Source organism: Pseudomonas sp. SMN11, from assembly GCF_052041945.1.
Lineage (GTDB): Bacteria > Pseudomonadota > Gammaproteobacteria > Pseudomonadales > Pseudomonadaceae > Aquipseudomonas.
The window spans coordinates 27,572-48,990 of record NZ_JBKGGW010000036.1 but is presented as its reverse complement, the minus strand read 5'-3'; the positions used below and the strand labels follow the sequence as shown (position 1 = coordinate 48,990).

General features: G+C 66.9%; 2 protein-coding genes. Both read right to left on the bottom strand.

Annotation, left to right across the window (positions count from 1 at the left end; genetic code table 11):
* Window positions 1-32: 32 nt before the first annotated feature.
* Window positions 33-13,658, bottom strand: coding sequence for a non-ribosomal peptide synthase/polyketide synthase (locus ACLEJU_RS23580; RefSeq protein WP_435424154.1), 13,626 nt, complete (start codon window positions 13,656-13,658; stop codon window positions 33-35).
* Window positions 13,651-21,417, bottom strand: a complete 7,767-nt coding sequence (locus ACLEJU_RS23575; RefSeq protein ID WP_435424155.1) for an amino acid adenylation domain-containing protein — start codon at window positions 21,415-21,417, stop codon at window positions 13,651-13,653. Before ACLEJU_RS23575 ends, ACLEJU_RS23580 begins: the two co-directional genes overlap by 8 nt.
* Window positions 21,418-21,419 lie beyond the last annotated feature (2 nt).

Sequence of the window (21,419 nt, the reverse complement as noted above, 5' to 3'; positions counted from 1 at the left end):
AGCGGCCTCCCTCGATTGGATGATGAAAAGGCTCAGCCCAGTCGTGCCAGGCAGTGGTCGATCAACAGCTCCAGCTCGGTACGGTAGTCGTCCATCAGCGCGTGCACGGTCTCCGGGCGGTAGCGGCGCGTGCTGTAGACACAGCGCAGCGCCAGGCAACCGTCATAGACCTGACCGATGATCTCCAGCCAGTTGCCCAGGCGCGCCACAGGGCTGTAGCAATCCCCTGTGCCCTCGGCCGCCGGCACCAGCAGTGCCTTGTCATCGAAGCTCTGATCGAACTGCCCCAGGTAGTTGAAGGTGATCCGCGCCTGCGGCAGACGCGCCAGGCGCTCGCCGAGCGCTGGTTCACCGAGGTAGCGCAGCACGCCATAACCGATACCCTTGTTGGGCACCGCCTGCAGTTGCCCCTGGATAGCCAGGATCGAGCTGCCGATATCTGCCTCGGGTTGCAGGCGAACCGGGAACATGCTGGTGAACCAACCCAGCGTGCGCGACAGGTCGAGGGCCTCGTACAAGTCTTCGCGGCCATGGCCTTCCAGTTGCACCAGCACCGACTCCTGTTCGCTCCAACGGCACAGCACACGGCCCAGGGCGGTCAGCAGCAGGTCATTGATCTGCGTGCCATAGGCCGCTGGCGCCTCCTTGAGCAGGCGGCTGGTCGGAATGCTGTCGAGCACGACCCTGGCCACCGCCTGTTCACTGACCTGGTTGCGGCCCCTGGGGTTGTCGCACGGCAGGTCCTGGCCCGCACGGTCCAGCTGCCCCAGCCACCAGTCGCTTTCTTCGGCGGCGATACGCCCGGCATCCTGCACCAGGCGCTCGACCCAGGCGCGGTAGCTGCTGCTGCGCATCGGCAACGTGGGTTCCTGGCCCAGGCAGCAGGCCTCGTAGGCAGTGCGCAGATCCTCCAGCAACACCCGCCACGACACCGCATCCACCACCAGGTGGTGGATCACCAGCAACAGGCGCGCTTCACCCTCGGCCATGCTCACGTGCATCGCACGCCACATCGGCCCCTCGCCCAGGTCCAGGCTGCGTTGCGCCTGGTTGGCCAGTTGCTCCAGCGCTTCGGCATCGGCGGCCTCGCGGCGCCACAGCTGCGGCGCACAGGCATCCTCGGCCAGGTAGTGCTGCAGCCAACGGCCACCGTCGCGGCTGAAGCGCAAGCGCAGCGAATCGTGATGCCGCTGGATTACACCCAGGGCGCGCTCCAGCGCATCCAGGTCCAGCGCGCCGCGCGCCTTGAGCATCAATGCCTGGTTGAAGTGCTGCGGCTCGCGCATGTCCTCGGCGAACAGCCATTCCTGGATCGGCAGCAGGCGGAAGGCACCTTCGCCAGCCTGCAAGCTGTGATCCTCGACCTTGCCGCTGGCGGTTTCCACTGGCCGCTCGCAGATGCCGGCGATGGTCTGATAGCGCAGCAGGTCACGCAGCTTCAGGTCGAGTTCCAGGCCTGGGTGGTTCTTCACCCGCGACACCACCTGCAGGCTCAGGATCGAGTCACCGCCCAGCTCGAAGAAGTTGTCTTCGATGCCGACTTGCTCGACCTGCAGCACCTGTGCCCAGATCTCGGCGAGCAACTGTTCTTCGAGATTGCGAGGAGCCAAATAGGCCTCCTGCTGGAAGCTCGGTTCCGGCAGCGCCTTGCGATCCAGCTTGCCATTGGGCGTGACCGGGAACGCGGGCAACACCATGACCTGCATGGGCACCATCCAGTCCGGCAGGCTGGCGCGCAGGGCCATCTTCAGCCGGTCTCCCGACAGCGAAGTCTCACCCACCACGTAGCCCACCAGTTGCTTGCCCGAAGCACTGTCGCGCGCCACCACCAAGGCATCCTCGACGCCCGGCTGGCGGCGCAACGCCGCCTCGACTTCGCCCAGCTCGATGCGGAAACCGCGGATCTTCACCTGCTGGTCGATACGCCCCAGGTAATCGAGAATACCGTCTTCGCGCAGGCGTACCAGGTCGCCAGTGCGATACAGCCGTGCGCCGGGTTTGCCGAACGGATCGGGCATGAAGCGTTCGGCGCTTTGCCCTGGGCGGTTCTGATAGCCACGGGCGACCCCTTCACCACCAATGTACAGCTCGCCGGCAAAGCCCACCGGCAACGGGTTGAGCTGCTCATCCAGCACATGCAGGCTGCGCTCACCTACGGCACGCCCGATAGGTGCGTAGTCGGCGCCGCAGCGGTCACTGCCCGCCGCCTTCCACAGCAACGGCGTGACCACGGTCTCGGTGGGGCCGTAGCCATTGGTGAAGTAGCGCGGGCGCAGTGCTGCGCGGACCTGCTCGAAGCTGCGCTCCGGTACCGCATCACCACCGAAGCAGTAGATGCGCACAGGCGGCGCCGGCATGCCACTGCCCTCGATGAACTCGGCCATCTGCTTGAGGTAGGCCGGCGGGAAACAGGCGATGTCGATACGTTGCTCGTGCAGCGCTCGGCAGGTCTGCTCCGGGGTCCACAGGCTGCCATCGCGAATCACCAGCGTGCCACCGACCATCAGCGTGGTGAGCCAGCGTTCGTGGGCGCCGTCGAAGGCGAACGACATGAAGTGCAGCTCGCGCACGCCAGGTTCCATCTCGTACAGCTCGGCAATGGCCTGGCAATGCATGCTCAGCGGCCCTTGCGGCACGGCCACGCCTTTCGGCCGGCCGGTGGAGCCCGAGGTATAGATCAGGTAGGCCAGGTTGCCCGGCTGCGCCTGCGACACCGGTGCAGTTTCCGGCCACTGGCCCTGGTTTTCGGCATCGAGCAGCACGCGCTGCAGGGCAGCCGGTGCCGGCACGCGGTCCTGCAGCCCGTTCTCGGTGATGAGCAAGCCCATCCCCGAGTCCTCGACCATGTAGGCCAGGCGCTCGGCCGGGTAGTCGATATCCAGCGGCAGGTAGGCGGCGCCGCTCTTCATCACCGCCAGCAAGGCCACCAGGGTTTGCACCGAACGCTCCAGGGCGACGCCGACGACCACTTCGGGGCCTGCGCCCAGAGCTTGAAGGCGATGAGCCAGGCGGTTGGCCGAGCGTTCCAGTTGCAGGTAGTCGAGCTGCTGCGCGCCACAATGCACCGCCAGCGCTTGCGGGCGCTGCTCGGCATGGCGGGCGATCAGCTCGACCAGCGACTGTGCCTGCCAGGTGTTGCCGGGCGCCGTGCTCCAGCCCTGCAAGGCCGAGCGTTGTGCCGCAGGCAGGCGCTGCAGGTTGCCCAGAGCCACCTGCGGGTTGGCGAGGATCTCTTCCAGCAGGTGCTCCATCATGGCGCGAATACCCTGCACCACCGGCTCGCTGAAGCAACCACGCAGGTACAGGTACTCGATCGACAGCTGCTCGCCCAGGTGCACCGCCAGGTCCATCGGGAAGTTGGTGACGTCGTGGTTGGACGACTGGCCGAAGCTCAGCCCACTGGCCGCGCTGTCGCCCAGGCGCTGGTCGATCGGGTAGTTCTCGAAGACGATGATGCTGTCGAACAGCGGCTGTCCGCCCTGCCCCGACCAGCGCTGCACGTCAGCCAACGGCGCATGGGCGTGCTCACGCAGTTCCAGGTTGTCGCGCTGCAGGGCCTGCAGCCAGTCGAGCAGTGTCTGTTCGGCGTCCATCCGGCCGATCACCGGCAGGGTGTTGATGAACAGGCCCAGCATGCGGTCGGCCCCCGCCAGGCCCTCGGGGCGCCCGGCGACGGTCGCACCGAAACAAGGCGCCGCCTGGCCGGTGTAGCGCTGCAGCAACAGCAGCCAGGCGCCCTGCACCAGGGTGTTGGCGGTGATGCGCAGTTCGCGGCAACGCTGTTGCAGGCGGGCAGTACGCTCGCCATCCCAGCGGGTGTAGAGCGCGTGATGCCCCTGTTCGTCGCTGACATGCCGCGGGTGCACGGCCTGGCTCAGCGAGGTCGGTTCGTCCAGGCGCTGCAGTCGGTCTTTCCAGAAGCCCCCGAGAGCGCCCTGGTCCTGGCGCTGTAGCCAGGCGATGAAGTCGCGATAGCGGCCGACCTCTCCCGTGCTGCTGCCTTGGTGGTACTGCTCCATCACCTCGCCGAACAACTGCGAGCTGGACCAGCCATCCATGAGGATGTGGTGGCTGGTCCAGGCCATGTGGTAACTCTGCTCCGCCACGCGGATCAGCAGCAGCCGCTGCAACGGCGCGCGGGTCAGGTCGAAACCACGGGCGCATTCCGCTTCGGCACGCGCGGCGAGGCGTTGCTCGTCGACCGCCTCACCGCGCCAGTCGAGCACCTCGAAGTCCAGGCGTGCCTGGCGGTGCACCACTTGCACCGGGCGCGGCAGCCCTTGCCAGTGGAAACTGGTGCGCAGGATGTCGTGGCGGACCATGACACGCTGCCAGGCTGCGGCGAAACGCTGCGGGTCGAGGCCCTCGACAGGCAGGCAGACCTGGTTGACATACAGCGCCGAGCCACCGTCGGAGAGGGTGTGGAACAGCATGCCCTCCTGCATCGGCGACAACGCGTAAACGTCCTCGATGTCATCCACTGCCACCGGCAATGCGTCGAGCTGTGCCTGGTCGAGGCCGGCCAGCGGGAAGTCCGTCGCTGTCACGCCACGGTTGGCCGGTTGCTGGCAATGCTCCACCAGCGCCCGCAGGGCGTCTTCGAATGCCGTCGCCAGCGCCTGTACCCGGCTTGCCTCGAAGGTGCAGGCGCTGAACGTCCAGCTCAGGCTCAACACGCCTTCGTGCACCTGGCCATCCAGGCTCAGCCAGTTGCCCAGCGGTGCATCGTCGTCGATGCCGCTGCCGGCCGATTCATCCGCCAGGCGCCATAGCGCATCCTCTGCCGAGCTCGTATCGAACTGGCCCAGGTAGTTGAAGGTGATGCGTGGCTGCGGCAGAGCGGCCAGCGCCTCGCGGGCTGCCTGTGGGCCGAGGTGGCGCAGCAGGCCATAGCCGATGCCTTTGTTCGGCACGCTGCGCAATTGTTCCTTGATACGCTTGATCGACGTGCCGATATCGGCAGCGGGTTGCAGGCGCACCGGGTACAGGCTGGTGAACCAGCCCAGGGTGCGCGACAGGTCGATAGCGTCGAACAGTGCCTCGCGGCCATGCCCTTCCAGCTGCACCAGTGCCGATGCTTCGCCGCTCCAGGCGCAAAGTGCCTGGGCCAGGGCGGTCAGCAGCAGGTCGTTGACCTGGGTGCGATAGGCCGCCGGTGCCTCTTGCAGCAGCGCGCGGGTCAATGCAAGGTCGAAGTGGCTGGTGAGTGTGCGGGCATGGCGTTTGGCCTGGCTACCCTCGGGGTGGTCGACAAGAATGCCTTCGCCACCCTCGGCAAGCTGCGCCTGCCAGTAGCTCAGTTCGTCGTTCATCACTTCTGACTGCGCGTGAGCAACCAGCCTTTCGCCCCAGGCCTTGTACGCGCTGGTCTTGACAGGCAGGCGCGGTACATCGCCCTGCTGCAACTGGCGGTAAGTGGCTTGCAGGTCTTCCAGCAGAATGCGCCAGGAAACGCCGTCGATGACCAGGTGGTGAGCCACCAGCAGCAAGCGCTGGCTGCCATCGGCCAGGCTGGCAAGCAGCGCACGGCACAGCGGACCGTGTTCCAGCGACAGGCTGCGCTGGGCCTCGGCGGCCACGGGATCGAGGCTTTCGACCTGTACGCACTGCAACTGCACGGCCTGGTCGATGGCGGCGTGGTACTGGACCCAACCCGCTGCGTCCTGGCGATAGCGCAGGCGCAGGGCATCGTGGTGCAGCGTCACATGCTGCAGCGCGGTGCGCAGCAGCTCGCCATCCAGGGGCTCGACCGGCGTCAGCAGCAGCGCCTGGTTCCAGTGATGGCGGGCCGGAATGTCCGTTTCAAAGAACAGCTGCTGGATCGGCAGCAATGGTGCCTCGCCAGTCACCGGGCCTTGCTCGACCTGGCTGGCTTCGCCCTGGTCGACGACGCCGGCCAGGCGCTGCAGGGTCTGCTGCTCGAAAACGTCCTTGGGCGTGAAGCGCAGGCCTTGCTGGCGGGCACGGCTGACCAGCTGGATCGAGACGATGGAATCACCGCCCAGTTCGAAGAAGTTGTCGTTGAGCCCCACCTGCTCGACTTTCAGCACATCCTGCCAGATGCCAGCCAGGCGTTGCTCCAGTTCGCTTTGCGGCGCCAGGTACTCGCGCCGGGACTGGCCCAGCTCCGGTTTCGGCAGTGCCTTGCGGTCGAGCTTGCCGTTGGGCGACAGCGGCATGCGCTCAAGCACCACCCACTGCGCAGGCACCATGTAGTCCGGCAGCACGGCCGCCAGGTGCGCCTTGATCGCTTCCAGGCTGTCAGCCTGCTCGGCCACCAGGTAGGCCACCAGTTGCTTGCCGCTCGGGCCATCGGCGGCCACCACTACCGCTTCACGCACCGCGTCCTGCTCTTGCAGGCGCGCTTCAATCTCGCCCAGTTCGATGCGCAGGCCGCGGATCTTCACCTGGTGGTCGATACGCCCGGCGTACTCGATCACCCCGTCCTCGCGCTGGCGCGCCAGGTCGCCGGTGCGGTACAGCCGCTGGCCAGTGCCGAACGGGCTGGTAACGAAGCGCTCGGCGGTCAGCGATGGCCGACGGTGGTAACCCCGGGCCAGGCCGATGCCGCCCAGGTACAGCTCGCCGGTCACGCCGGGGCTGACCGGGTTCAGTTCGCCGTCCAGCACGTAGGTTTGCAGGTTGGCGATCGGCTGACCGATCGGCACCGCATCCTTGCCTTCTTCGACGCAGGTCCAGTGGGTGACGTCGATGGCCGCTTCGGTCGGGCCGTACAGGTTGTACAGGCCGCTCTGCGGCAGCAGCGCCAGGGTCTGGCGTTGCAGCTCCACCGGCAGTGCTTCGCCGGAGCAGATGATGCGTTGCAGCGAGGTGCAGCGGGCGGCGTTTTCGTCAGCGACGAAGGCCTGCAGCATCGACGGTACGAAGTGCAGCGTGCTGATCTGTTCGCGGTTGATCAGCTCGGCCAGGCGTACCGGGTCGCGGTGGTCACCGGGCAGCGCCATGACTAGGCGTGCGCCTTCCATCAGCGGCCAGAAGAACTCCCACACCGACACGTCGAAGCTGAAGGGCGTTTTCTGCAGCACGCTGTCATTGGCCGTGAGCGGATACGCCTCCTGCATCCAGGCCAGGCGGTTGTGCAAGGCGACATGGCGGTTGCCGGCGCCTTTCGGCTTGCCGGTGGAGCCGGAGGTGTAGATGACATAGGCGAGGTTTTCCGGGTGCAACTCTACAGCCGGATTGTGCGCCTCAAGGGTACTCCAGGCCTCGGCCCGGTCCAGATCGAGCACCGCCAGCCCGGCCGGGATCGGCAGGCCATCGCGAAGGTGCGACTGGGTCAGCAGCAAGGTAATGTCGCTGTCCTCGAACATGTAGGCCAGGCGGTCCTGTGGGTACTCCGGGTCCAGCGGCACATAGGCGCCACCGGCCTTGAGGATCGCCAGCAGGCCAACGACCATTTCCACCGAGCGCTCGGCGGCGATGCCCACCAGCACATCCGGGCCGACGCCCTGACCACGCAGATGCACGGCCAGGCGGTTGGCCTCGGCATTCAGTTCGGCATAGCTCAAGGTGCGGTCGGCGAAGGTCAGCGCGGGCGCTTGCGGTTGGCGGACGGCTTGCTGTTCGAACAGCTGGTGCACATACGGCGTACCTGGGTAGTCCCGTGCCGTGGCATTCCATTGCTCGACGACTTGCTGGCGGTCGTTTTCCTCCAGCAGCGGCAGCTCGCCCAGTGGGCTATCTGGGTGCGCCATGAACTGCAGCAGCAGTTGGGTCAGTTGCCCGGCGATGCGGCGGATGGTCGGCTCGGCGAAGTCCTGTGTCAGGTAGTTGAAGGCCAGTTCCAGCTCATCGCCGACCTGAGCGATCAGGGTCAGGGCATAGCCGCTTTGCTCGCTGTAGCCCAGGTTGCTGAAACCAAGGCCGCCCGGGGCCGCTTGCAGGGCTTCGGAAACCGGATAGTTCTCGAACACCAGCAGCGTGTCGAACAGCGCCGCGCCGTTACGCCCGGCCAGGCGTTGCACGTCTGCCAGCGGTGTATGTTCGTGGTCGCGCAACGCAAGGTTCTGCGCCTGCACCGCCTGGGCCCACTGGGCGACGCTTAGCGCGCCATCCGGGCTGGCGATCACCGGCAGGCTGTTGATGAACAGGCCCAGTTGCTGCTCGATCCCCGGCAGCTCCACCGGGCGCCCGGATACGGTGGCGCCGAAGGCCACGCTGCGCTGGCCGGTGTAACGCTGCAACAGCAGCAGCCAGGCCGACTGCACCAGGGTGTTGAGGGTCACCTGCTGCTGCCGGGCAAAGGCCTGCAGGCGGCGGGTCTGCTCGCCGTTCAAGCGGGCGCTGTGCAAGGCCTGGCCGGGCTCGGCCAGGTCCGCCCGGGCGCAGGCCAGGGCCAGCCGGGTCGGCTCCTCCAGGGGCGCCAGCTGTGCCTGCCAGAAGCGCTCGCTGGCCGCCTGGTCCTGGCCCTGCAACCAGGCGAGGTAGTCCTGGTAGCGGCCTTCCGGCGCGGCGACGGCCTGGCCGGCATAGGTTTGCAGCACCTCGCCGAGCAGGCGCGAGTTGCTCCAGCCGTCCATCAGGATGTGGTGGCTGGTGTAGATCAGGTGATGGCTGTCAGCGCCAGTGCGCAGCAGGCACAGGCGCAGCAGCGGTGGGCAGGCCAGATCGAAACCGCGGTCCAGCTCATGGCTGGCACGCTCGTCGAGCAGGCGGGCAGTGCCATCGCCGCCCTCCTCGACCACGATTTCCAGGCTGGCCTGGCGGTGAATCACCTGGCGTGGCGCTTCCAGCCCGGCGTCCCAGAGGAAGCCAGCACGCAGCAGTTCGTGGCGGTCGACCGCCTGCTGCCAGGCACTGGCGAAGCGCTCGACGTCGAGGCCACGGATATCCAGGCGCATCTGGTTGACATAGGTACGGCCGCTGGCTTCGTACAGGCTGTGGAACAGCATGCCTTGCTGCATGGGCGATAGCGGATAGATCTCGGCGATGGCCCGGGCAGGCAATGCCAGGGCATCGAGTTGAGCCTGGCCAAGCCCGGCCAGCGGCACGTCGCTCGGGGTCAGCCCGGCGTTGGTCTCGACCAGGCAGTGCGCGATCAGCGCCTCCAGGGCCTGCTGGTAGGCCTGGGCCAGGCGCGCGATGGTCGCCTCGGCGTACACTTCGCCGCTGAAGGTCCAGTTCAGGCTCAGCTCGCCTCCGAACACCTGGCCATCGACGCTCAGCCAGTTGCCCAGCGGCGCCTGCGGATCTTGCCCGGCACCACGCCCCTCGCTGGCGGGCACCCACAACGCACCCTCGGCGAAGTCGCCGTCGAACTGCCCCAGGTAGTTGAAGGTGATGCGCGGTCGCGCCAAGGCGGCCAACGCTGCGCGTGCCTCATCGCTACCCAGGTGACGCAACAGGCCATGGCCCAGGCCTTTGTCCGGAGTCGCGCGCAACTGCTCCTTGATGCCCTTGATGGCTGCACCAAGGTCGCTGTGTGGCGTCAGGCGCACCGGGAACATGCTGGTGAACCAGCCCAGCGTGCGTGACAGGTCGATGTCGCTGAACAGGTCTTCGCGGCCATGCCCTTCCAGTTGCACCAGCGCTGACGCCTCGCCACTCCAGGCACATACAACCTGGGCCAGGGCCGTCAGTAGCAGATCGTTGACCTGGGTGCGGTACGCCGCTGGCGCTTCCTGCAGCAATTGGCGGGTACGGGTAGCGTCCAGCCGGGTGGCGACGCTGCGGGCATGCCGGTTGTCCATCCCCCCTTGTGGATTGTCGCGCGGCAGATCCTGCGGCGCGCCTTCCAGCAGCTGCTGCCAGTAACCGAGCTGCGCGACCATCGGCGCGGAGCGGGCATGTTCACCCAGGCGCTCGCCCCAGGCCTTGTACGAGGTGGTCTTGGCCGGCAACTGCAGCGTCTGCCCCGCCTGCAGCTGGCGATAAGCCGTCTGCAGGTCCTCAAGCAGGATGCGCCAGGAAACGCCATCGATGACCAGGTGATGAATCGCCAGCAGCAAGCGCTGTGTACCGTCCGGCAAGGTGATCAGGCCCAGGCGCAGCATGGGGCCTGCGCCCAGGTCGAGGCTGCGCTGCACTTCGCTGCAGTATGCAGGCAGATCGTCGAGGCTGGCCAACTGCTGCTGCCAGATCAGTCCTTCGGCACTCGCCTGTGGCTGATGGTGCTGTACCCAGCCACCGTCCAACGGCTGGTAGCGCAGGCGCAGGGCGTCATGCTGTTGCATCACCGCGGCCAGGGCCCGGGTCAGCAGTTCGCTGTCCAGCGGCTCGGCCGGGGCCAGCAGCAGCGACTGGTTCCAGTGGTGACGGTTGGGGATTTCAGTGGCGAAGAACGTCTGCTGGATCGGCAGCAGCGGCGCCTCACCGGTCACCGGCCCCTGGTCGATCTGCACGGTCTCGCTCAGTTGCGCCACAGTGGCCAGGCGGCGAATGTTCTGATGCTGGAACAGGTCACGCGGCGCGAAGCGGATCCCGGCCTGGCGTGCCCGGCTGACGATCTGGATGGAGATGATCGAATCCCCGCCCAGCTCGAAGAAGTTATCGTCCACGCCGACCTGTTCCAGGCGCAGCACATCCTGCCAGATCAGCGCCAGGCGCTGCTCCAGGGCGTTGCGCGGTGCCTGGTACTCGCTGCGCGATTGCGCCGGGTCGGGCTTGGGCAGGGCCTTGCGGTCGAGCTTGCCGTTGGGCGACAGCGGCATCTGTTCGAGCAGCACCCATTGCGCTGGCACCATGTAGTCCGGCAACACATCCAGCAATTGCGCCTTGACGTCTTGCAGGTAGCCGCCCTGAATCTCGGCCTCAGCACGTGCCAGAGAAGTCGGCTCTGGCACCAGGTAGGCCACCAGTTGCTTGCCGCTCGGGCCATCGGCGGCCACTACCACCGCTTCACGCACCGCGTCCTGCTCTTGCAGGCGCGCTTCAATCTCGCCCAGTTCGATGCGCAGGCCGCGGATCTTCACCTGGTGGTCGATACGCCCGGCATACTCGATCACCCCGTCCTCGCGCTGGCGCGCCAGGTCGCCGGTGCGGTACAGCCGCTGGCCAGTGCCGAACGGGCTGGTGACGAAGCGCTCGGCGGTCAACGATGGCCGACGGTGGTAACCACGGGCCAGGCCGATGCCGCCCAGGTACAGCTCGCCGGTCACGCCCGGGCTGACCGGGTTCAGTTCGCCGTCCAGCACGTAGGTCTGCAGGTTGGCGATCGGCTGGCCGATCGGCACCGCATCCTTGCCTTCCTCGACGCAGGTCCAGTGGGTGACGTCGATGGCCGCTTCGGTCGGGCCGTACAGGTTGTACAGGCCGCTCTGGGGCAGCAGCGCCAGGGTCTGGCGTTGCAGCTCCACCGGCAGTGCTTCGCCGGAGCAGATGATGCGTTGCAGCGAGGTGCAGCGGGCGGCGTTTTCGTCGCCGACGAAGGCTTGCAGCATCGACGGCACGAAGTGCAGCGTGCTGATCTGCTCGCGGGTGATCAGTTCGGCCAGGCGTACCGGGTCGCGGTGGTCACCGGGCAGCGCCATGACCAGGCGGGCGCCTTCCATCAGCGGCCAGAAGAACTCCCACACCGACACGTCGAAGCTGAAGGGCGTTTTCTGCAGCACGCTGTCATTGGCCGTGAGCGGATACGCCTCCTGCATCCAGGCCAGGCGGTTGTGCAAGGCGACATGGCGGTTGCCGGCGCCTTTCGGCTTGCCGGTGGAGCCGGAGGTGTAGATGACATAGGCGAGGTTTTCCGGGTGCAACTCTACAGCCGGATTGTGCGCCTCAAGGGTACTCCAGGCCTCGGCCCGGTCCAGATCGAGCACCGCCAGCCCGGCCGGGATCGGCAGGCCATCGCGCAGGTGCGACTGGGTCAGCAGCAAGGTAATGCCGCTGTCCTCGAACATGTAGGCCAGGCGGTCCTGTGGGTACTCCGGGTCCAGCGGCACATAGGCGCCACCGGCCTTGAGGATCGCCAGCAGGCCAACGACCATTTCCACCGAGCGCTCGGCGGCGATGCCCACCAGCACATCCGGGCCGACGCCCTGACCACGCAGATGCACGGCCAGGCGGTTGGCCTCGGCATTCAGTTCGGCATAGCTCAAGGTGCGGTCGGCGAAGGTCAGCGCGGGCGCTTGCGGTTGGCGGACGGCTTGCTGTTCGAACAGCTGGTGCACATACGGCGTACCTGGGTAGTCCCGCGCCGTGGCGTTCCAGCCACTGATCGCCAGGGCTCGCTCGCCATCCTGCAGCATGGGCAAATCGCCCATGCGTTGTGTCGGCGCTTCGATGATCGCCTGCAACAGGTTCTGCCAGTGCACGGCCATGCGCTGGACGCGAGGTGCATCGAACAGGTCGGTCGAATAGATCAGCGAAGCGCTGAGCCCCTGTGGGTGCTCGACACAGTCCAGGCTCAGGTCGAATTGCGCACTGGGCATGGCCCACTGCATCTGGGCCACTTCCAGTCCCGGCAGCTTCACGCCGTCACTGATAGCGCCCTCGCTCACCTGATAGTTGAACATCACCTGGAACAATGGGCTGTGGCTCAGGCTGCGTTCCGGCTGCAGGGCTTCGACCAGCTGTTCGAAGGGCAGATCCTGGTGGGCCTGGGCTTCCAGTGCAGCCTGGCGCACCTGCTTGAGCAGGTCGAGGAAGCCTGCCTGGCCATCGACGTCCGCGCGCAGCACCTGTGTGTTGACGAAAAAGCCGAGCAGGCGCTCGGTCTCGGCGCGATTGCGGTTGGCCGAAGGCACGCCGACACGGATGTCAGCCTGGCCGCTGTAGCGATGCAGCAACAACTGGAACGAGGCCAGCAGCACCATGAACGGTGTGCATCCCTGGGCCTGGGCCAGTTGCCGGATGCCCAGCAGCAGCGCGGCTGGCAGCTCGAGAATTTCGCGTGAACCCTGGCTGCTGCGGCGCGCCGGCCGTGGGCGGTCGAACGGTAGTTCCAGCGGGCCTTGCTCCCCGGCCAGGCGCTGCGTCCAGTAATTAAGCTGACGCTCGCGCTCGCCTGCCGCCAGCCACTGTCGCTGCCAGCCGGCGTAGTCGACATACTGAATCGGCAAGGCCGGCAGCTGCGCTGCAAGCCCCTGGCAGTGAGCCTGGTACAGGTTGATCAGTTCATCGACCATCAACTGCATGGACCAGCCGTCGGAGACGATATGGTGCTGGGTCAGGACCAGTACGCGGTCCGCATCGCACACTTCCAGCAGCGCCACCCGCAACAGCGGGCCCGTCTCCAGGTCGAACGGGCGAGTCGCTTCGACTTCGATGGCGGCCAGCAATGCCGGCTCGTCAGCTTGCCCAAGCTGACGCGTGTCAATCGTCAACGACCCGGCCGCATCGATGCACTGGCGCGGCTGGCCGTCGGCATCGAGGAAGAAGCGCGTGCGCAGCGTCTGATGCCGCGCCGCCAGGTCCTCGAATGCCTGGCGCAGGGCCTCAAGGTTCAATGCCCCATGCAGGCGCAGCACGGTGACCATGTTGTAGGCAGCGCCTTCCGGGTCCAGTTGCCAGAGCACCCACTGGCGCTGCTGGGCATGGGAGAGGCGCAGCTTCTCGCCGTCGGCCAGCGGCACGATGGGCAGGCGGCCCAGATCGACACCTTTCTCCAGCAGGCGCTTGAACAGGGCGACACGCTTGTCGTGGCCCAGCCCGCTGATCCGCTGGACCAGCTCATTGCCCTGTTGGGTCCCTTGCTTAAGCATCAAATGCCTCCAATTCGTCCAAGGCGTCAAAAATGGCGTCGTAGTCTTGTTCTGCCGGGCCCGCTTTACCTGCCACCAGGGCTGCCAAGGCGCCGAGGTCGTCGGCGAGGTAGGCGTCCTGGATCGGCAATTCGACGGAGAACTCGGTCTTGATTCGGGAAACCAGGCGCACCATCAGCAACGAATGCCCGCCCAGTTCGAAGAAGTTGTCATTGAGGCCGACCCGCTCGACCTTGAGCACCTCCTGCCAGATGCCGGCCAGGCGTTGCTCCAGTTCGCTCTGCGGCGCCAGGTACTCGCGCCGGGACTGGCCCAGCTCCGGTTTCGGCAGTGCCTTGCGGTCGAGCTTGCCGTTGGGCGACAGCGGCATGCGCTCAAGCAGCACCCACTGCGCGGGCACCATGTAATCGGTTAGCACGGCCGCCAGGTGGGCCTTGATTACCGCCAGGCTGTCGGCCTGCTCGGCCACCAGGTACGCCACCAGTTGCCCCTCTGCAGCCACCACCACTGCCTCGCGCACGGTGTCCTGTTCCTGCAGGCGTGCTTCGATCTCGCCCAGTTCGATGCGCAGGCCGCGGATCTTCACCTGGTGGTCGATACGCCCGGCGTACTCGATCACCCCGTTCTCGCGCTGGCGCGCCAGGTCGCCGGTGCGATACAACCGCTGGCCAGCGCCGAACGGGCTGGTGACGAAGCGCTCGGCGGTCAGCGATGGCCGACGGTGGTAACCACGGGCCAGGCCGATGCCGCCCAGGTACAGCTCGCCGGTCACACCCGGGCTGACCGGGTTCAGTTCGCCGTCCAGCACGTAGGTCTGCAGGTTGGCGATCGGCTGGCCGATCGGCACCGCATCCTTGCCCTCTTCGACGCAGGTCCAGTGGGTGACGTCGATGGCCGCTTCGGTCGGGCCGTACAGGTTGTACAGGCCGCTCTGCGGCAGCAGCGCCAGGGTCTGGCGTTGCAGCTCCACCGGCAGTGCTTCGCCGGAGCAGATGATGCGTTGCAGCGAGGTGCAGCGGGCGGCGTTTTCGTCAGCGACGAAGGCCTGCAGCATCGACGGTACGAAGTGCAGCGTGCTGATCTGTTCGCGGGTGATCAGTTCGGCCAGGCGCGCCGGGTCGCGGTGGTCACCGGGCAGCGCCATGACCAGGCGTGCGCCTTCCATCAGCGGCCAGAAGAACTCCCACACCGACACGTCGAAGCTGAAGGGCGTTTTCTGCAGCACGCTGTCATTGGCCGTGAGCGGATACGCCTCCTGCATCCAGGCCAGGCGGTTGTGCAAGGCGACATGGCGGTTGCCGGCGCCTTTCGGCTTGCCGGTGGAGCCGGAGGTGTAGATGACGTAGGCGAGGTTTTCCGGGTGCAGTTCTACAGCCGGGTTGTGCGCCTCCAGCACGCTCCAGGCCTCGGCCCGGTCCAGATCGAGCATCGCCAGCCCGGCCGGGATTGGCAGGCCATCGTGCAGGTGCGACTGGGTCAGCAGCAAGGCGATGCCACTGTCCTCGAACATGTAGGCCAGGCGGTCCTGCGGGTACTCCGGGTCCAGCGGCACATAGGCGCCACCGGCCTTGAGGATCGCCAGCAGGCCAACGACCATTTCCACCGAGCGCTCGGCGGCGATGCCCACCAGCACATCCGGGCCGACGCCCTGACCACGCAGATGTGCGGCGAGCCGGTTGGCCTCGGCATTCAGTTCGGCATAGCTCAAGGTGCGGTCGGCGAAGGTCAGTGCCGGCGCTTGCGGTTGGCGGGCTGCTTGCTGTTCGAACAGCTGGTGCACATAAGGCATGCCTGGGTAATGCCGCTCCGTGGCATTCCAGCCCTCCACGATGCGCGAATGACCTGACGCGTCGACCAGCCCGAAGCTGCCCAGCAAGGCTTGCGGAGCGCTGGCGAAGCCTTGCAGCAGATGGCGCAGCTCGGCCGCTATTTGCTGCACCTGCCCATGGCCGAAGACCTGGCGTTGGTAGGCGAAGGTCAGCTGCATCTGATCCCGCGCTTCGGCAATCAGAGTCAGCGGGTAGCCGCTGTATTCCTGATAGTCCAGACCAGACATCTGCAACCCGGCACTGCTGTCCGACAGGCTCTGGGCCAGTGGATAGTTCTCGAACACCAGCAAACTGTCGAACAACGCCTCGCCATGGCGCCCTGCCGCTGCCTGGATGGCATACAGCGGCAGGTACTCGTACTCGCGCAGGCGCAGGTTGAGTGCCTGCACTTCACGCACCCAGTCGGCGACCGGCATTTGCCCTTGCGGCTCGGCGGCCACCGGCAGGGTATTGATGAACAGGCCCAGTTGCTGCTCGATCCCCGGCAACTCCGCCGGGCGCCCGGACACGGTGGCGCCGAAGCAGGGCCGACGCTGGCCGGTGCGGCGCTGCAACAGCAGCGCCCAGGCAGCCTGCAGCACGCTGTTGAGGGTGACTTGCTGGGCCTGCGCAAAGTGCTTCAGGGCCTGGCTCAAGGCCTCGCCCAGCTCCAGCACTACGGCGCCCTGCCCGGCTTCATTGGCATCACGTGTACCGCCGAGCAGTGTCGGGCCGTCCAGGTCGAGCAGTTGGGCTTTCCAGAAGGCCTCGGCAGCGGCGCGATCCTGCTGCTGCAACCAGCCGAGGTAGTCGCTGCGGGTGGCCTGCGCCAGCGCGGCAGGCTGCCCCGAGTAGGCCTGCATCACGGCGGCAAAGAGCAACGAATTGCTCCAGCCGTCCATCAGGATGTGGTGGCTGGTGTAGATCAGGTGATGGCGCTGCGGCCCGGTGCGCACCAGTACCAGGCGCAGCAGCGGCGCCTGGCCAAGGTCGAAGGCACGTGCCTGCTCGGCCTGCGCCAGCGCTTCGAGGCGTGCGTCGATATCGCCCTCGCCAGCCCAGTCGAAGCGCTCGACCGGCAGCTGGACGTGGCGCAGTACTACTTGGCGTGGCGCTTCCAGGCCCTGCTCCCAGGCAAACCCGGCACGCAGCGATTCGTGCTGATCCAGCGCCTGCTGCCAGGCCTGGATGAAGCGCTCGGGGTCGAGCTCGTCGAGGTCCAGGCGCAGGCGGTTGACGTAGCTGCTGGGCTGGCCGTCGTACAGGCTGTGGAACAGCATGCCTTCCTGCATCGGTGCCAGCGGGTAGATGTTCTCGACCTGGCGCAGGTCAACCGGCAATGCGTCCAGCTGCGCCTGGGTCAGGCCGGCCAGCGGGAAATCAGCCGGGGTGGCGCCGCCGGCCTGGCTGTCGAGGCAGTGTTCGACCAGCGCGGCCAGCTCACGGGCGTAGTCGGCGGCCAGGCTGGCGATTATCGGCTCGTCGAACATTGCGTGGCTGAAGGTAAAGCCCAACTCCAGTTCACCACCCAGCACCTGGCCGTTGACGCTCAGCCAGTTCCCCAAAGGCGCATCGGCCGCCTGAGTGGCGCCAACGCTTTCCAGGGCAGGTGCGAATAGCCGGTCTTCGCCGAAGCCCTGGTCGAACTGGCCGAGGTAGTTGAAGGTAACTCGCGCGGGTGGCAACGCCTGCAGCGCCGCCTGCTGCGCCGGGTTGCCGAGGTAACGCAGCACGCCATGGCCGATGCCGCGCCCGGGCACGCCACGCAGTTGTTCCTTGATGGCCTTGAGCGAACCGCTCAGGTCGTCGGTCGGGGTCAGCGCCACCGGGAACAGGCTGGTGAACCAACCCACGGTGCGGCTCAGGTCCACGCCGTCGAACAGGTCTTCACGGCCGTGACCTTCCAGCTGGACCAGCGCACTGCCCTGCCCGGTCCAGCGGCACAGTACCCGCGCCAGGGCGGTCAGCAGCAGGTCGTTGACTTGCGTGCGGTAGGCGGCTGGCGCCTGCTGCAGCAGGTTCTGCGTGGTGGCGGCATCCAGCCGGCAGCGCACAGTGCGTGCGTGACGCACCTGCAGCCCGGCGTCGCGGCGTGCCGCCGGCAGGTCACCCTCCTGCCCTGCGAGGGTCGCTTGCCAGTAGGTGAGTTCTTGATCACGGGCAGGCGCCTGGGCCCAGCCGGCCAGATGCTCAGCCCAGGCCTTGAATGCCGTGCCTTTCTCCGCCAGCGCGGGTGTGCGCCCGGCCAAGAGGGCGACGCAGACCTGCTCCAGGTCTTCCAGCAGCACCCGCCAGGACACACCGTCGACCACCAGGTGATGAATCACCAGCAGCAGGCGCTGCCCACCTTCGGCAAGGTCGCACAGCACTGCGCGCAGCAGCGGCCCTTGTGCGAGGTCGAGGCTCCCCTGTGCCTCTTCGGCGATGGCCTGCAGTTGCGCGGCATTGGCCGCCTGGCGATGCCAGAGCATTCCACCTGGTACGCCCGCACGGTGCTCGGCATGCCAGCTGCCGTCCGCCTTGTTGAAGGCCAGGCGCAGTGCGTCGTGCTGGTTGACCAATAGCGCCAGGGCCTGTTCGACGATGTTCGCCGTCAGCGCCTGGCGTGGCTGCAGCATGACCGCCTGGTTGTAGTGCCCAGGCTGGTTCAGGGCCAGTTCGAAGAAGCGCGCCTGCACCGGCAACAGCGGCATGCCACCGCTGACCTGCGCGACCGCGACAGGCTTGGCCGCTACAGGTGCCACTTTGGCGACCTGGGCCAGCTGGCCGATGGTCTGCTTCTCGAACAGCTGGCGCGGGCTCAGCTTGATGCCCTGACGCTTGGCCCGGGCGATGATCTGCAGGCTGAGGATGGAGTCGCCACCCAGTTCGAAGAAGTTGTCATCGACGCCGATGTCGTCACGCTTGAGCACCGCTTGCCAGATGGCCAGCAGCTGCTCCTCCAGCGGTGTGCTGGCGGCGACATGACGCTTGAGTTGCACTTGCGGCTGCGGCAGGGCGCGGCGGTCCAGCTTGCCGTTGGCAGTCAGCGGCAGGCGCTCCAGCAACAGCAGATGAGCGGGTACCAGATAGTCCGGCAGCAGCGCCTGCAACTGCTCGCGCAGGGCCTCAGCGCTCAGCTGGGGGTTGCCCGGCACGCACCAGCCGACCAGTTGCAGCTGCGCGGCGTCATCCCCTTGCGGGACGGCCAGCACCACCGCGTCATGCACGCCCGCCAGGCCACGCAGCACGCGGCCGACCTCCCCTGGCTCGACACGATAGCCACGGATCTTCACCTGGTCGTCGGCACGCCCGAGGAAGTGCAGCAAGCCTGCGTTGTCGCGCTGCACGCGATCACCGCTGCGGTACAGGCGCGTGCCCGGCGCGCCAAACGGGTCGGGCACGAAACGCTCGGCGGTCAGAGCCGCCTGGCCCAGGTAGCCGTGCGCCAGGCTGTCGCCGCCAATGTACAGTTCGCCAGCGACGCGCGCGGGCAACACGTTGAGCACATTGTCCAGCACCCGCACGCTGGCCCCCGGCAGCGCCGCGCCCAATGGCATTGCTTGCGTTACTGCACCTTGCAGTTCGTGGGTCAGCACGCCGACGGTGGTTTCACTGGGACCGTAGTGGTTGATGAAGCGGCAGCCGGGCTTGAGCTCGCGCACTTTCTGGTACAGCGCGGGCGAGCAGGCCTCGCCACCGACGATCAGGGCATGCTCGGGCAGCACGTCGGCGGCATTGGCCGCCTGCAACAGACCATTGAGGTGGCTGGGGACGATCTTCAGCACGCCGATGCGCTGCTCGGCCATGTAGGCGGCAAACGCATCCGGGTCGAAGCCCAGCGCCTCCGGCAACACATGCAGTGTGCGCCCGGAGCACAGGGCGCCGAACAGCACCGTGTGACCGAGGTCGGCGGCGATGGTGGAGACCAGCGCCATGCTCGCGTCCGTGGCCAGATCCAGGCGTTGCAGCAGGCCATCGACATAGCTGGCCAGCGCGCCATGGCTGACCACCACACCCTTCGGTTGGCCGGTGGAGCCGGAAGTGTGGATCACGTAGGCCGGCGCACCTGCCAGTGTCCCGGTTTCTGGCGCATCACCCGGCAACGAGGCCCAACGCTCTGGCGCATAGGGCTGTACCTGGCAACCAGGCGATGCCAGCGCCTGCTGGCGCAGTTCAGTAGCATCGCACAGCAAAACCTGCGCGCCGCTGCGCTGCAGCATGCCTTGCAGGCGCTCGGTCGGCGCCTTGATGTCCAGCGGCATGTACACGCCACCGGCCTTGAGAATGCCCAACAGGCACACCAGCCAATCCAGCGAGCGCTCCATCAGCACTGCGACCGGTGCACCCGTGGCGACACCCAGGTCGCGCAGGTGATGGGCCAGGCGATTGGCCTGGCTGTCCAGTTCGGCATGACTGAGCCGCTGCCCCGCACAGGCCGCCGCGATGCCTTCGGGCTGACGGCGCACCTGCTCGTCCCAGCACTCCAGGACCAGGGCAGGTTGCTCTCGGTGGCCGACAACCTCTGCGGCAGGCGCCTTGACCAGGGTATGCAGCGGCGCGTCTGGCGCAGCCAACAACGTCTCGAACAGCTCACGCAGCGCAGCGATGAACCCTTCGATGGTGGAACGCTGGTAGAGATCGCTGGCGTAGGTCATCTCGCCGTGCACCAGGCTGCCGTCGTCGGTAACGTCCAGGGCGAGGTCGAAGTGGGTGCCTTCCTTGCGCAGCGGATACTCGCTGACGGCCAGCCCCGGCAGTTGCAGCGCGGTCTGCTTCTGCACGCCGACGTTCTGGTTGAACTTGGCCTGGAACAGCGGGTTGTGGCCAAGGCTGCGCTCGGGCGCGAGCACTTCCACCAGCTGCTCGAACGGCAGCTCCTGGTTGGCCTGGGCGGCGAAGGTCGCCTCGCGCACCTGCACCAGCAGTTCACTCAGCGACAGGCGCTCGTCGACCACGCAGCGCAGCACCTGGGTGTTGACGAAGAAGCCGATCAGCCCTTCGACCTCTTCGCGCCCGCGGTTGGCGTTGGGCACGCCGATGCGGATGTCGCGCTGGCCGGAATGGCGCGAGAGGAACAGCGCGTAGCCGGTCAGCATCAGCATGAACAGCGTCACGCCCTGGGCCCGGGCGGCATCGCGCAGGCGCTGCGACAGCGGCCCGCCGAAAGCGAACTTGAGGGTCTCGCCCTGCAGGCTCTGCACGGGCGGGCGCGGAAAGTCGGCCGCCACCTGAAGCAGGTGGTGTTCGTCGCCCAGCTGTTCGCGCCAGTGCTGCAACTGCCGCTCACCCTCGCCCGCTTCCAGCCAGCGGCGCTGCCACACGGCGTAGTCGGCATACTGCAACGGCAGCGCTGGCAGGCCCTGGGCGCCGCCCTGGTAGCACTGGACGAACTCGCGAACCATCACGTCCATCGACCAACCGTCGCAGACGATGTGGTGCATGCACACCACGAGCACGTGTTCATCCTGGCCTAGGCGGAACAGGCTGGCGCGCAGCAGCGGGCCATCGAGCAGGTCGAACGGGCGACCGACTTCGTCTTCCACCTGGCGAGCCAGCTCGGCCTCGTCGGCCATGCCGAGGTCGACATGCCGCAGGGCCAGGGGCTCGGCCGCGAGCACCCGTTGCAGCGGCTGTTCGCCGTCGACCTGGAACACGGTGCGCAGCGCTTCATGACGCTCGATCAAAGCGTCGAAGGCGCCTTGCAAACGGCTTTGCTCCAGTTCTCCCTTCAGGCGCAGGCCGGCCGCCATGTTGTAGGCCGCGCTCTGCGGGTCGAGCTGCCAGAGGAACAGCAGCCGCTGCTGTGCGTAAGACAACGGAATGGCTTCAAGGCCATGGCGGCTGACCGGGATCGGCAGCAGGCCGAAGTCCTTGCCATCCTGGCGCAGCTTGGCGAGGAACTGGCGGCGTTGTTCGAGCGGCAACCCGATGAACTTCTCAGCGATACGCAGCGTAGTGTTGCGGGTCATGC